General features: G+C 39.9%; 11 protein-coding genes and 6 pseudogenes. 4 read left to right on the forward strand and 13 right to left on the reverse strand.

Annotation, left to right across the window (positions count from 1 at the left end):
• Positions 1-146: 146 nt before the first annotated feature.
• The 4 genes and pseudogenes from B9L23_RS21820 to B9L23_RS18430 form a co-directional block, all read right to left on the reverse strand.
• Positions 147-1,222: pseudogene (locus B9L23_RS21820) on the reverse strand (Rpn family recombination-promoting nuclease/putative transposase).
• Between the two features lie 245 nt (positions 1,223-1,467).
• The gene (locus B9L23_RS18420) at positions 1,468-2,643 is read right to left on the reverse strand and encodes an RNA-guided endonuclease InsQ/TnpB family protein (RefSeq protein ID WP_062677106.1); all 1,176 of its coding nucleotides are present in this window, start codon (positions 2,641-2,643) and stop codon (positions 1,468-1,470) included.
• A gap of 66 nt (positions 2,644-2,709) precedes the next feature.
• Positions 2,710-3,138, reverse strand: coding sequence for a DUF488 domain-containing protein (locus B9L23_RS18425; protein WP_062677127.1), 429 nt, complete (start codon positions 3,136-3,138; stop codon positions 2,710-2,712).
• Positions 3,139-3,298: 160 nt separating this feature from the next.
• Entirely contained in the window at positions 3,299-4,633 is a 1,335-nt protein-coding gene (locus B9L23_RS18430; RefSeq protein ID WP_089098195.1) for an MFS transporter, read from the reverse strand.
• Between the two features lie 564 nt (positions 4,634-5,197).
• Here B9L23_RS18430 and B9L23_RS18435 point away from each other — a divergent pair.
• Both B9L23_RS18435 and B9L23_RS18440 read left to right on the forward strand, forming a co-directional pair.
• The gene (locus tag B9L23_RS18435) at positions 5,198-5,671 is read left to right on the forward strand and encodes a helix-turn-helix domain-containing protein (protein ID WP_015865233.1); all 474 of its coding nucleotides are present in this window, start codon (positions 5,198-5,200) and stop codon (positions 5,669-5,671) included.
• A gap of 11 nt (positions 5,672-5,682) precedes the next feature.
• Complete coding sequence (locus B9L23_RS18440) at positions 5,683-6,288, forward strand: DUF4411 family protein (protein ID WP_015865234.1); 606 nt, start codon at positions 5,683-5,685, stop codon at positions 6,286-6,288.
• 119 nt (positions 6,289-6,407) lie between these two features.
• Here B9L23_RS18440 and B9L23_RS18445 read toward each other — a convergent pair whose 3' ends face one another.
• The 3 genes and pseudogenes from B9L23_RS18445 to B9L23_RS18455 all read right to left on the reverse strand — a co-directional run.
• Positions 6,408-7,361: a DMT family transporter gene (locus B9L23_RS18445; RefSeq protein ID WP_089098196.1), complete on the reverse strand. Its 954-nt coding sequence runs from the start codon at positions 7,359-7,361 to the stop codon at positions 6,408-6,410.
• Between the two features lie 770 nt (positions 7,362-8,131).
• A pseudogene (locus tag B9L23_RS21825) lies at positions 8,132-8,287 on the reverse strand (DUF4351 domain-containing protein); the annotation flags it as partial.
• 339 nt (positions 8,288-8,626) lie between these two features.
• Positions 8,627-8,884 (reverse strand): annotated as a pseudogene (locus tag B9L23_RS18455) (GDP-mannose 4,6-dehydratase); the annotation flags it as partial.
• Positions 8,885-9,456: 572 nt separating this feature from the next.
• On the opposite strand from B9L23_RS18455, the pseudogene B9L23_RS21250 reads away from it, so the two are divergent.
• A pseudogene (locus tag B9L23_RS21250) lies at positions 9,457-9,651 on the forward strand (RNA-guided endonuclease TnpB family protein); the annotation flags it as partial.
• Positions 9,652-9,727: 76 nt separating this feature from the next.
• Positions 9,728-10,268, forward strand: a pseudogene (locus B9L23_RS18465) (transposase); the annotation flags it as partial.
• Positions 10,269-10,391: 123 nt separating this feature from the next.
• Here B9L23_RS18465 and B9L23_RS18470 read toward each other — a convergent pair.
• The 6 genes and pseudogenes from B9L23_RS18470 to B9L23_RS18495 form a co-directional block, all read right to left on the reverse strand.
• Positions 10,392-10,757: pseudogene (locus B9L23_RS18470) on the reverse strand (IS701 family transposase); the annotation flags it as partial.
• A gap of 378 nt (positions 10,758-11,135) precedes the next feature.
• Positions 11,136-11,567, reverse strand: coding sequence for a GNAT family N-acetyltransferase (locus tag B9L23_RS18475; protein ID WP_023633403.1), 432 nt, complete (start codon positions 11,565-11,567; stop codon positions 11,136-11,138).
• Positions 11,568-11,738: 171 nt separating this feature from the next.
• Positions 11,739-12,338 carry a GNAT family N-acetyltransferase gene (locus B9L23_RS18480; RefSeq protein WP_089098197.1) on the reverse strand — a complete coding sequence of 200 codons (600 nt, stop codon included), beginning with the start codon at positions 12,336-12,338 and terminating at the stop codon, positions 11,739-11,741.
• A gap of 142 nt (positions 12,339-12,480) precedes the next feature.
• Positions 12,481-13,020 (reverse strand): GNAT family N-acetyltransferase, encoded by a 540-nt coding sequence (locus B9L23_RS18485; protein ID WP_042382828.1) that lies wholly within the window; start codon positions 13,018-13,020, stop codon positions 12,481-12,483.
• A 168-nt stretch (positions 13,021-13,188) separates the two neighbouring features.
• Positions 13,189-13,743 carry a GNAT family N-acetyltransferase gene (locus B9L23_RS18490; protein ID WP_023633400.1) on the reverse strand — a complete coding sequence of 185 codons (555 nt, stop codon included), beginning with the start codon at positions 13,741-13,743 and terminating at the stop codon, positions 13,189-13,191.
• Between the two features lie 325 nt (positions 13,744-14,068).
• Positions 14,069-14,650 carry a nucleotidyltransferase family protein gene (locus B9L23_RS18495; protein ID WP_089098198.1) on the reverse strand — a complete coding sequence of 194 codons (582 nt, stop codon included), beginning with the start codon at positions 14,648-14,650 and terminating at the stop codon, positions 14,069-14,071.
• Between the last annotated feature and the right edge of the window lie 240 nt (positions 14,651-14,890).

Genomic DNA, 14,890 nt, shown 5'->3' on the forward strand with positions numbered 1-14,890 from the left:
AAGACTTGGCAGAGAACTCCTGTAAACGTGATTCTTTTGTCAGGAACGAGCTGCCATTGTTTGTGCAAAAACATGAAGAGGCGATCATATATGTTCTATATAAGACCTCTTGCATATCGCTACATAAATTTTTGGCAATAAACCATTTAATCGTCCAATGTTTTCTTAGCTAGTTCATTCAACTCTTCTCTACTAAGTTTCGTCACGGACATAATCATTTCGAGGTCTAACCCAGCACGAAGCATTTCCAATGCAACCTGTCGAACTCCTTCTTTCCGCCCTTCTTCCCGACCTTTCTTCAATCCTTCTGCTCTCCCTTTCTTTAATCCTTCCTCTAGTCCTGCGCGCCGCTCCCCAAGAAGATTGGAAAGCTGGTCGCGCAGCCATTTCAGCCGCATCTCATACGCATATCGGTTTTCCGGACTGACGCTTAACTTCTCCCATTCTTCTAACGCTTCGCGAATTTCTTGTTCATTCATCGCCCACTCCTCCAATTCATCGAAAAGCGTAGGCGGCTCGCTTATCCCCGAAACGCGCTGGAGGACCCGCGAGGAGGCTGTCGCCGCCACAGCGGGGCCGAAGCGTCGCGAGGGGATAGCCGCCGAAGCTAGACATTCATAAACAAATTCTTCATCCCACATTTTTTTCAAATGTCTACCACCGATAACATCATCAGCCACGGCACTTCTGCCGACTTTTTCATCTCCCGTCTATATTTCTTCCATTGTACCATAAACTGTGACAAATCAATCGCATGGAATTCAATATGAGCGCTCCAAAGGAAATGTTCCTCATCTTCACGCAAATGAAACACGGTATGAAAGCGGTCTGTTTCATGAGGAAATAAAGGGTAGTTGAGGATCGTAACCATAATGGTTGGAGGAAGTTCGGAATACGCTTGTCCTGAGGAGAGCGATGCAGAAAACAGCCTCGCCCAATAATATAACACCCGCTCCGGCAAATCATGCTGGTGAACAACCTGAATTTCCACGTTAATCCGCTCGCCCCGGTCGGTAAACACGAGCACATCTAAGCGGCTCGTTTTTCCATCTTCCGTTTCTTTCGCAAGCTCCGTATTTTCATACTGCACATCGACAATGCGGTCACGTCCGCTCCGATGCAAAATAGCGTTCAAAAAAGCAATCGTAATCCGCTTTCGGCTCGGATGGCCAAACAACTGTTTAAACATGAAATCCATTTTCAAATCGAGATATTCTTTCATGACGAGGATCATCCTTTCGGGGAGAGTAATTGAGGAGAATAGGGGTTACATCCTCAATGAACCTCTCCCACCTTTATTCTATGAAGAGGTGGGAGTTTCTTACTACCTCCACCAAAGAAGCTTCTGCGCAGAAGAAGGCGGTCTCCTTCTACTCGATGAATGCATCGGAAGTCTTCTTGATGGGTCCAGTAAGCAACATCGGCACTAAACCGATGGGGCGGTCCAACCCTTCTACTACTTCTTGCTTACGCAATCCGTAGATACGTCAGCTTCGTTTGTACGTTCCAGTGTTTGAAGGTACCGTGCAGCGCCCTGCTTAAGATATTTCGCGCTCCATGAACGTCACGATGTTCCTCATACCCACACCGGCACACAAACAGGCGGGAAGACACTTTTTTTCTCTTTTGGCAGATAGGACAGGTCTGACTCGTATACGACTCCTCGATTCCATGCAAGCGAATGCCATGTTGTTCCAGCTTATAAGTGAGATACTTCTTCACTTTCCCGAATGACCAATTCGAGAGCTTTTGTGCTTGTTTGCGGCTTGCCCGCTTTTTCTTTCTTGTGTTTCGCTGCACCCCTTCGACATTTCCGATATACACATCGGAGGCGGACTGCTTTAAGCACCAGTCGACAAACTGTTTCGTTGTTTTATGCAACGCATCCCGCAGCTGTCTTTCGGATTTGGATAACATGTATTGTTTCGCCCGCTCATACTTTTTCCATCGGCGGGATCCTTTTTGACATTTCGATTGTCGCCGCTGGATCTCCGCCAGTTTTTTATTCCGCAGCCGGTGCAGGGAGCGTATTTTTCTTCCCGTGATGAGGAGGGCTTGCCCGTTTTCGCAAAACGCTCCGATCGTATGCACTTCCCCAAGATCGACTCCGACGGAGAAGTTCGGTTTGTACGCTTTGGCCTTTTGTCCATCTTCATACGTCACAGCCAAATAAAGACCTTGATCCAAGCAGCATTCGATTTCTTTGATCGTTCCTTTTGGCAGATGCGACGCATACACGACGATTGGCTTTTCCCGTTTTCCGTGATGAATGCCCATGGAGAGTTCGATTTTTCCATTTTCATACACTTTGAAACCGTCTTTCACCCATTTAGTTGGGAAATATTTCTTTTTCTTGTAGGGATAACGAGCAGGATGTCCTTGTTGGATGGCTTGGTGTGCAGCTTGTCTTGCGAAGAGATATTTGTGGCAGACGGCTTGAATCGATTGGCTGTGAAGATGGAACTTTCTTTTCGTTTGTTTTTGCAGCTCGCTTTTGGTGATCCAGCACCCATGCTGGAGGAAGTGTTCTTTGGCTAAGCGGAGGCATTCATTCCAAACACGGGCGGATTCGCGATTGCAGGCATACAATCGGTCCAAATCCGCTTTCGATGCCCGGAAGAACACTTTTTGGCCACGAAGCATGTGCATTCCCTTCTTTCTTTGTTTGATGGATAGTTCTATTATAGCACATATGTTCGTTTTTAGAAATCAAAAACCTCCCAATTCATCTCCCTCCTTCACTCCGTTTACGTTTAGAGGAAGGGAGACTTCTCGGGAAAAATATGTTAAAAAGTTTCGTAACACAACGGCATGATTGCATTCTTTATCCTTAGCCCCGTAAAGAAGGGTTACTTTTTCTTTTTTTGCCATCGCAATCAGTTCCCTGACAAGCATTTGTTTTTGTTCCTCAGTTTCCAGCTCCGTCACATAGCGCTTTGAAAATTCCCGAAACCGCTCCCTTTTATGGCCAAACCATTTTCTAAGTTCGGGGCTTGGCGCAATCTCTTTCATCCACAAATCGATCTTTGCTTCCGTTTTAGAGATGCCTCTCGGCCAAATCCGATCAATTAAAATTCGTTTTCCATCTGCTGGATCATATGGTTCATAAATTCTTTTCAAAAAATAATCTCCGGCCATTTCACCCACTCTTTCTAAAAACCCTCTTAAAATTATCATAGCTCATCTTTCCTAAAACAAAAAGGAAAGCAATCTTTTTGTTTTACCGGATCGCATTCTATAAAGTATCCATTTTGCCGCCAACTGTCTGACAAGCGACAGGCACCCACAAAATCTCCCGTCAGCTTTCCGGTTCGGCAGGCGCCTGCGGCTTTACTTTCCGCAAAAAGAAAATGCCAAGGAGCACCATCACCAAAAGTGTCCCCATCGCCAACCGATTGGCAATGTTTCCATACGAATGAAGAAGGAGAGTAATGCTTCCATAAATCGTCGGACCAATGATGGCCGACACTTTTCCGGAAAAAGCGAACAGTCCGAAAAATTGCCCTTGCTTGTCTTTCGGCGAAAGTTCGACAATATACGTTCTCGAAGTGACCCACATCGCTCCTAAACTGACGCCGAACAAACTTCCGGCGATCCACAAAGAAAGCTTGGAATAAGCAAGCGCCCCTACTGCCAGCGCAATGCACATCATGATGCCAACATACAAAACCGCTTTTTTTGCCCCTTTGTTTCTCGTAATATAGCCAAAAAGAAACGAACCTATAATGCTAGAAACGGTGGAAACTAAATATAAAAGGATAAATTCCCCCGCCGTAAACCCGGCAATGGCCTTGGCATAAACGGACATGATGGCGATCGTCGTCGCCACAGCATCATTTAAAAAGAAATAAGCAATCATGAATGTAAAAATGCTTTGATACTTTTTCATTTCTTTCAACGTCGCATAAATATCCCGATAGCCCGCAAAAAATCCGGTCTTTCGTTTTAGCGCAGCGGCTTCTTCTTTGACAAAGAAAAAAAGCGGTAAAGAAAAGATGAGAAACAAAAGAGCACTTGGAATAAAAGCCCGGTAGTAATCCTTTTCGCCAACAAACGGATACACAGCAAGCCCGACAAGCGTTCCGACATATCCGACGGCAACGCCAAAACCGGAGATGAGCGGAATTTCCTGTTTATTCCCCAAACTCGAAATCATGGAATCGTAAAAAACGAGGCTCGAATGGTAAAAAAATTTTGCTGCGACAAATAAAAGCACGGTGATGACAAAAGACACCGGCAATCCAAAAATGAAATTCCCATGATTCGAATATCCGGCAACGCCCATAAGCAAAGTCGCTACAACCGCAAGAACTGTAAATATCCCAAGCCATTTCTTTTTTCTCCCAGTCCGGTCAATCCATGTGCCGTATAAAGGAGAAAATAAAACTAAAAAGAAAGAGGCTAACGCATTCGCATACGAAATAAATGTACTGGCGATCTGGTTCAAGCTCTCGCTTTTTCCCACCGTTTCCGAAACATAAAGCGGGAAAAAAATCGTATTCACATTCGAAGAAAAAATCGTATTCGCAAAATCATACAACGCCCACGATAAAACCGGCAAAGAAACATACAGTTTCCATCCCGGACGCCTTTTTGTTTCATGCAAAGGCAAGGCATCTTCTATCTTCTTCACTGCGCTCTCCCCCATTCTTTCGGTTATAAAACGGTCGGCAAATCACTTACTCTACTATATAGGTTACTTTACATATTTGATGATTTTGTTTAGTTTACGTAAATAAATCTTTATCTTTTTTACGAAAGAACGACTCTTTGGCTTCCAAAAAAATATGTTTTGAATTTTTATAATATACATAAAATTTTAACAAATGATGATACATTTGTGTATTATCATCGTTTCCCGCTAATGAATGGGGGAAAAATCATTGTAATCATGATGATATAAAGAACACTAAATAAGACACGGACCCTAATACCTAATGAACGTGATTAAAACCAAGCGTTGGCAAAATAGTATTTCAAGACATCCGAGCGTGGCAAATCAATCGTCTGTTCTTCTCCGGTCACTAAGATGATGTGTTTGTTCAATAACTTCGGATTGCAATGCACAGACACGCAAGCAATCATTCCAGAGAATATTTTCCCTTAATAAGGAAACAAATATTAATAAAAGTTTCTTTTATTTCTTTTTTTTCTTTAGTTTCTTTAATCATTCTGATATAATGGAGGTGAGGAAGGGGTGAATAAAAAAATGACTACTCTTTTTCGAACAGCAGGAAATTCAAATGTTGATGAATATGAAAAAACGTCAACACTAAGTGAAAACGCCAGACGTTACTTGGAGCTAGTAAGACTTTCACTTGAACTGGAAAAACAAAAAGAGAAGATGTATCTAGCACTAAACGAACAAGAGAAAGAAGAAGTCCAGAACGTTCTTAGCCAAATAACGGAACCAACCATTCCAGAATATCTAACCGTTCGCGATGTCGCACTTCTTCTCGACGTCACACCACAAATGGTTCGCCGATATTGCGCAGAAGGAAAAATTGATGCGTACCAGCGCCTTGAAGGCAGTGGAAAATGGATCATTCCAACCGCACAGTTTCTCCATCATCCAAACTGGCCAGCATTTCTCCGAAAAAGACAAAAGATAAAAAATCAATCCATCAACATAGCGGAAAAGATGTTGGAATATTTAGGGGAAGAGGAGTAAAGAAGGAAAATATGGGGAACATAACAGAAACAAAAGTATATATGTTAGACACGAACGTATTCCGGTATAAGTCTAACCCACGTGCCCATAAAAGCTACAAAAAAGCAACAAAGCGTTTTTGGAGGAACGTTTTACAGGAATTTCGAAACGGAGAATCAGTCCTTTATATTCCTAAAGAAGTAATCCGGGAGTTAGAGGTGCAATCCTATACGCTCAGCGAAAAAGAAAATCAACGCATAGCACAACTACTAGAATTGATAGAAGAAACAGTCCCTGATCTCGCAACACCAGAGATAGAACATCAAATAAGAAAAATAACCGCCTACGTTCGTTCTGAGTACAAAAGTGATATCAATGCAGCAAGAGATATGGAATATGGGAGCGTATCTGACGCTCGAATATTATTGGCCGCCTGGCAATACGATTGCATTTTCGTTACGGCAAATATCAAAGATTTCATGCTGTATCCCCTTTTATTTCCTCAGAACGAAAGTAGGCTCTTTGATCTTTTGTCAGAAAATTATGTAATAATTGACCCAACTGTATATGAAAACATACATCGTGATCCAGTTTTTGCTGGTATGTTGCAAGATTTACATAACATGTTAGAACGATGAATCTCCCCTACCTACTTTCGATTCGTGGCAAATACATGCCCTCAACATAAAAACAAGAACAGAAAAAATATTGTGTGGATAGAGGAAATCCCCTTATTTCATCGCCAAGCGACAGGCCCTCACCAAAAAACGGAGACCCACAAGCTCCGTTTTTCAACACTTTTTCCCATCATTTTCGAGCGATGAGTAAACACCTCGATTTCATCCAATACACCGCTGCCTAAGACGACACCGAGTACAATTAAAATAAATCCGATCATTTGTGTATGGGAAATAGATTCTCCGAGGAATAAATAAGCTCCCAGCAAAGAAAACAAAGGATTCAAATTAATGAAAATCGCCGATTCCACCGCACCAATATGTTGAATCGCTTGGTTGTAAAACATATGGCCGAGCGCAGTGGCAAATACAGCGGAAGCAAGGAAGATCATCCATAGGGATGGCGTACCGCCTGCCAAGCTGGATAAGCCGTTCGGTTCCATCCACAAACTAATGAAAAATAAAAGCAAAGACCCAAACAACAACATCCATCCTGTCATCACACGGGCATCGACCGTTGCTTTTTTAATCATGATAAAACTAATTGCTTGCGATAATACGGCCAGAAATACATAAAAATCGCCAATGGACACATGGTGAATGCCGCTTTTGCCGTTTAACACGACAAACGCCACGCCGGCAAACCCGAAGAAAATCCCGACAAACCGAAACACTGTAAGCCGATTGCCTAAAAAGATGGCCGCCAACACCGATGTCACCAGCGGAATAAGCCCTAAAATCAACCCAGCATTGGACGCTGTCGTTTTTGTTAATCCGAGCGCAAGAAAAAGGTGATGGACAACGACACTAAACAAAGCGGCTATGCCAATATACATCACTTCCTTCCAAGTTAATTTCCGCAACTGCCCCATGAATAGCAAAATCAGAATCACAACGATCCCTGCAGTAAAAATCCGAAACGATGTTAACATCACCGGCGAAAAATGTTCGACTAAAATCTTGATGGCAATCACGTTCAATCCCCAGATCATCATAATCAAGACGAGGGAGATATAAACGAACGATTTCGACATGTCCGAACTCCTCTCACGCATCAACATAAAGTCATAAAAAATTATTTTGGAAAAGTACTGCCCAAAGATGCGGCATGCATTATTCTAGCAACCATCCAACCGAATGACAATCAAAGTGATATTCAACGGATGATAAATTGTTCGTGATCCATTCCTATAATATGTATGTGTTTCTTCACGACATCATGTTTGTAATATTAGTTGCGAATAACGTCTGATGTACCGAAGAAAGAGATTTTCCCGCTCCATCAACGTCACGATGATTGGGGGAACACTTTTTGCATTACCTTTTTTACGAATCAAACACAGTACATACGTTCGTTTATGTGAATAAAAAAACCTTCCGATCCATCTCCTCCTACACGCCGTTTAGAAGAGGGAAACTTCTCGGAGAGAATGCTACTTCTTGTTCTCGATAAAGAAGCGGTTTGATCAATCCCTAGCTTTAGAAACAATTTCTTATAATTAAACTCCCAGTAGAAATGCCAATGCTACAGCGGCAACGCCGACGATTTCTTTTAGTAGCTTATGGCTAAAACTTTGTTAAATATCGAATTTTGTTATGTGTCCTAATGATCTTCGGGTGGTGACAGGCACCAAACCCTCTGGTAGCGGGGCTATGCGGCACCGAGACCCGCATTGCGCACATCGTTTCCTTCCCTTCGCTAAATCCTCATATTTGCTAAATACCGCCTTACTGCTACATACCACTTTAAAAAAATGACAGAGGGGCAATCGATGGCTCTCTGTTAAACATCACAATCACACCCTTATTTCAATTTTTCAATCTCTTCAATCGGCAGTTCGGTTAATTCGTGAATCGTTTGGATGTCGTACCCTTTTACCAACATCTTTTTCGCAATTTGTCGCTTTTCTTGTTGTAATCCTTTTTTTACACCCTCTTTTAATCCTTTTTGCTCATACGATTTTGTGTATAATTCATTGTATAGTCCTCCTTGGTCTGATGTTAGGTGTTTGTTGACACCCCTGCATCATACCAAGAGGGCTTTTTTCTTTCAAGTCCCCGAAAACCTTTCTAACAGGAATGCTCCATATTCTTGATATTGACACCTATCTTTTTATTTCGACACTTTTCCTCTTAATCCTTTTCCTTCCAGCAAATTTCTATGAAAATATACCCACGATTTATGTACTACTCCATATCCCTTGACCGTCATGCATAGTTTGGCTAATCTGTTATATACAGAATATTCAGTCATATATGGCCATAAATAAACAAACCGCCCTTAACAAGGGCGGCTTGATCATTTGGATCCTTTCCGCTGATGCCATTTCCACGCGCTTTCGATGATTTGCTCCAACGAATATTCCGCTTTCCAGCCAAGTTCTTCGTAAATTTTTTGCGAGGAAGCGACAAGGCGCGCCGGGTCGCCCGGGCGGCGTTCGGTGTATTCAATGAAGGATTTGTGGCCGGTTATTTTTTCACATGTTTCAATGACTTCGTTGACGGAATATCCTAAGTCGTTGCCGAGGTTATAAATGGCTTTTTTCGATAATCCATTAGAGGGCTATATTTTCTCCTTCCTTGTCTTAACCATCCATTCCCAGAATCTGAGGGGCTGTCAAATGCTCTCCTTGACAGGCCTTAGGGGGCTGAGACGCTTGGAAAAGACGAGAAAAGAAAAGGAAAGGAATCAGAGCCATTTAGGCACTTGATTCCCCTGCTTAACCGATTTTATACTGTCTACTTTTCGGATCGCAATGCACAGGGACGTAACCAATATATTTTATTTTTGGATATTGATTACATACCCATTACTAATTGTCATATAAACTTCATGAGAGTCTCTAGATCTTTATCTCTAAAAATATTTGATATGAAAGGTTCCGTATTAGCCACGTATTTAGACAGAGATTGCAATGCGTAATCAAGTATTTTTGTATCCCCTTTTACCTCAAACAATAACAATTGGACAAATCTTAATCCCGGATAAATTGCTATTGGATTGGAAGAACGATTTACTATATAGATTCAGATTAATTTTCCGACATAACTATCTGTCCAATGCGTTGGAGCACTTTTTCTGGAAATTGAGTGAGATGCTCCAAGAACGAAACAATCGATTCCCGCAACTCTTTTCGATTGGCATTTGGCTTAGTAAAACTAGCCAAACAAGGCAAATATGACTACAAGGCTATCAGTATCCCAAAATATCTTAAAAAAGATGGCTTTCATTCACTAATCATTGGTCAAATTCGTATAGACGGCAACAAATTTACGATACCGTATTCTCGCCTATTTAAAAAGACTCACAAGCCTATCACGATAACGATTCCGCCTGTGTTACTGGACAAAAAGATTAAGCAGATTGAAATCATTCCTAAACATCATGCCAGGTTCTTTGGATGGCTTTCATTCACTGATCATTGGCCAGATTCGTATAGACGGCAACAAATTCACGATACCGTATTCTCGCCTATTTAAAAAGACTCACAAGCCTATCACGATAACGATTCCGCCTGTGTTACTGGACAAAAAGATTAAGCAGATTGAAATCATTCCTAAACATCATGCCAGGTTCTTTGAAGCCTATCACGATAACGATTCCGCCTGTGTTACTTGACAAAAAGATTAAGCAGATTGAAATCATTCCTAAACATCATGCCAGGTTCTTTGAGATTCAGTACAAATATGAAATGCCTGAAGATCAAAGAGAATTAAATGACCAAAAAGCACTGGCGATTGATTTAGGAGTGAATAATCTTGCCACTTGTGTCACATCAGACGGCAGATCGTTCATCATTGATGGGCGGAGATTAAAAAGTATTAATCAATGGTTTAACAAAGAAAATGCCAGACTTCAAAGCATTAAAGATAAGCAAAAAATCAAAGGTACAACCCGTAAACAAGCTTTGCTTGCTATGAATCGCAATAATAAAGTTTCGACAAAACGAACCAAATTCCTGCTTGGGAATGAATTTTTTAAACAAAAGCAGAGAGCCAATCTATGACCCTCTGTTTCTACAAATCTCGACATATATCGGGGCGTGACAGGCACGCTGCACATGAATGGCGTGCGCAGCCCGTGACGAAGGCTTCGTTTTTTGGCAAATCGTATCATCAATCGAAACAAAAAGGGGTTGATTCTTCCGTTTGGCCAGTCGTTCGACCTGGGAAAGGATCCACTCTTGAAGCTTCCCAAGCAGCCTTTCCTCGTTCCAAGGGCTTTTCGTGAAAAAGTGACTGAGCGTCGTTCGATGATTCGGATGAAAGCTCCAGTAATGAATATCAGTCAATGTTCCCGAGAATCCCTTGGTGGTCAAGGCATCGACAATATGAATGAGATGCTTGATGACCGGTTTGGAAAGCTGCAGCGTCAACCCCAGCGTGAAGAAAAACTTGTGGATTCCTTGGTGATGTGCTAATTTATTCATGAGACATGAACCTCCTTGTGTGAATGGGTTTTGAGCACATCTATTTTACCCAAGGAGTCCGGTTCATGTCTCCTTTTTTGTTTAGTTGTCAATTTATGTAAGTGAATTTGCTCATCTACAGTGTACTAAATAAAATTGAGCATGTGGTAAGCAAGCAAAAACTCTCGGAAAATTTTTAGACTCAAGTGTTTTTTTGTTCTTCAACAATCGCTTCTATAGTTCTCTCTCTTTTACGCACTTTTAGTAAAGCACTCGTTAACCACCCATGAAGCGATCTTCACCACATTTATGGAAGTTAATTCGTTCTTCCATGGGAGATAACCATGCCGTATCTATACGGCACCATCAAAAGAATGAAAATATTAATTTTCAGGATAGTTAAATAAGCTTCTTTGCAAATCCAATGCTTTTTTGTTCATAACCCATATTAATATAAAATTGATGAGCAGTTAAACGTTCTGTACGATTTCCACTATTTACTCCAATACTGATAGCTCCTTGTCTTTTTGCCCAACTTTCTGCTTCTTCTATTAACTTTCTTCCTATACCTTTGCTACGATAGTTAGAATCTACAACTAAAGCTACGATTCTAACATAAGAACCATCCAATTCATAAAAAACCCCAGTACATAATCCAATCATTCCAACAACTTTTCCATCATATTCAGCAACTAAAGTATGATAGCTTGGGTTTGATTCAATATTACTAAATCTAATTCTCATCTGTTCAACAGAGGTTGGATAACCAAGTTGCTCCATTAAAGATGCTAATTCAGGAATATCATTAGAAGTAGCTTTTCTAATTTCCATACGATTCCTCCTTCATTTAATGTTATTATTGAATTATTTCCTCATTTCTAAATAGTTTTCCTTCTTAAAATAAACTACCCTGTTAGTTCAATAAAAAAAGCGATACCCTCTTGTTGAAGTATCGCACCCGTTAGCCAACCATAAAGCAAGCTTCACCACAGATGATGGAAATTAATTTGTTCTTCCATGGGAATTGAATAAGGGATTATTCTTTTTAAACTCATCCCATTCCTCTCGAAGAATACCCATCCGAATGGAATCATAGTATTCGCCATTATAGTAGCGGCATTTTCTCATTCTCCCTTCTAATCGCATTCCTAATTTTTCCGCACATCTGATCATTCGTGGATTTCCAGACCAAGTTGTAAGCCCTACTCTCTCGATGGTTAGATTTTCAAAGAGATAGTCAATCCATAAAGATAATGCTTCCGTTCCAAATCCACCATTCCAATGTTCAGGAGAATATATGACGATTCCCATTTCAAGCCATCGTGTACGCTTATCCTCCCAATAATAGCTAACCATACCTATAATTTGACCTTGATGTTCAATAATCATTTGACTTGGTACATCCGTAACATTCATTCTTTCTTCCATTCTCTTAGAAAACTTTTCAAAGGTACAAAATTCAAGCGGATAATAAGGAGCGTCGTACTTTTTCCATTCTGGATTCTCCACACCGTATATCAGGTTATATAGAATTGGCAGATCATCCCGTGTTGGTGTGCGCAGAGATATTCTTTTTCCTGTCAGCGACAACTTTTGCAACATAGATCCACCCCCTATCTTACAGAATTCAACAATCCATGTTATTATCCCTTTTCTAAAAGGCTTTATTATCGTTAATGGTTGATTTTCGACCGATGAAAAAGCCACCTTGTGATGATAAGGCAGCTTTTTGTACATATTTTATTTAACTATCGCACCATTCGTTCAATAACCCTTCGTTACTTTCTTTAAATCCCGAGTATATATAATGGTTCTTACCGAAAATAAATACTTCTTTTTCCTTAATGAAACCAATTTTCTCTGCCACACGAATGGATGGAACATTTCTTGGATCAATAATACTGATCAGCTTATTTAAACCCAATTTATCAAACGCATATTCCTTGCACGCTTTAGCTGCTTCTGTTGCGAACCCCTTTGACCAATACTTTTTATTAATGTGATATCCAATCTCCACTTCTATACCCTCATTTATTTTTTGTTTAACAAGACCACAATCCCCGATCAATTCATTCGTTTCCTTCAAACAAACCGCCCATAATCCATAACCATCATTCCGATATCTATCTTGATTTCGTTTAATCCAGTCTTGAGTTTGCTCAATACTAAAGGGAGCTGGATAAAACTTCATGGTTTCTGGGTCAGAAAAAATACTATGTAGAGGAGTTATATCTTCATCTTCATATTGTCTTAATATCAACCTTTGTGTCTCAAGAACAATCATTTCCCCATCCCCTTTTGTTTAATCTCACGTTTTGACTAATATTATTTGACTTAAGATTAAATTCCTTGCTCCTTCAACCATCCTACCCCTTAGCCACCCATGAAGCGAGCTTCGCCACAGATGACGAAGTTAATTCGCTCTTCCATAAGAGTTGAAGAACACTTGAAACTAATTCACAAAATAAGCCATTAAGATCAAGTCATAATAAGTCTGTTCATCTATCTTAATCGCTTTTGTTTTAAGACCTTCTTCCACAAACCCAAAATTTCTGTATAAACGAAGGGCACTCGTATTGTTAGCAAATACTTCAAGACAAACCTTTTCAATTAAAGGGTTTTCCTTTGCCCAATCTAATAACACAGTTAGCAATGCTTTGCCTACTCCTTGGTTTCTGAAATCTTTTTTAACGCTCATACCAAAAGAGCCTTGATGTTTTATTCGCTGCCTATGTCCATTATGAAAATCTAAAAATCCAATAATTTCTCCATCATACTCAGCTAAAATAGCCAATTTTCCATTGTCATCAAGCATTTGCTGCAACAATTGTTTTTGCTGTTCACTTGTTACCTTAAATTCTGCTTCGGTAGTAAGTAAATAAGGTGCTTCACAGATAACGGTTTTGATAAATGTTACCACTTTATCTGCATCTCTGGGCAAAGCAGTTCTTACTACAAATTTTTTACCGCTCTTAGTCATAAATTGCTTTGTTTGTATCTCTCCCATAGATACCACCCTATTATTTATTTAATTCGGTTCCTCGGATTAAGTGGTGGAAACGTTAATTTCGGAATTATATAAAAAAATAAGATATTCGGATTATATGGTGGAACATCTATTGAGTTTTATATTTTGAAATAACGTTATTGAACATTTTCGTCGTACTGTTCACCAAATATTTTGTTTTCTTTGAAGATATATAGGTTGTAATAAAGAATTTCCGACCTCCATGTCCCGTCTTTACTTTATCACCTAACAAGCTGGCACGGTGACAAGAAGAGCGAACAATGCCATGTAAAACAAAATTGCAACTTATATAGCACCACGGGTTTTAATAAAAATTTTCAATATGAAAAACTTTAACCTTATACCAAATATCTTTCCAATTCTTTTTCGTTATCCGTTCTTCGTAAATCTGTGATAGTTCTTTTGATTCTTTAAAATAGGGTGTCGGTTTTACTTCCATGTTAATCACATCATCTACTCCCCAAGGAGCAACCAAGATGATGTCATCTTTTTCATCTAATTTTACACCTAAAGATGTTGCTGTTTCTGGAAACTTTGATATAGCATCTACGGAAGATGAATAAGGAGAAATATTATTAACAATGTGCATTCTTGCCTCATTTTTCACTGACCAAGGAATGTTAGGAAGGATATTTCTCAACCTCATTTCGAACTTCTTTTCTTCTAATTCGTCCATATTGGTATCATCAAAATAGATAACGTCAATATCTGGAATAGGTGTTCTTTCTTTAAAACCATGTAACGTATCCCATATTTTCGAACGAACAAATCCAGCACAGACCCACCAATCAGGTAAATTCAACGACTTTACGGCTTTTAATATATCCATCATCCACTCGTCTTCTTTAATCAGTTGAATGATATCTTTGTCATTTTTGATAATCATCAGTTAATTTCCTCCAATCGAACGTATATCCCTACTATTACATAAAACCCAAAATATAGAAAAGTTTTTCCACTAAACTACCTTTTACTTCAACAAAAAAGCATTACTTCCTGCTTCTTGAAGTAATGCTTCCGTTAGTTTAATTATTTAAATAACCTCAGGACAGTGTTTTATAAATTTTTTACGTCATCTATATAAGTTGAACAGGCGTGTTGATTATCCAATAAAATCCAAAGTGTA

The organism is Parageobacillus galactosidasius (genome assembly GCF_002217735.1).
Lineage (GTDB): Bacteria > Bacillota > Bacilli > Bacillales > Anoxybacillaceae > Parageobacillus_B > Parageobacillus_B toebii.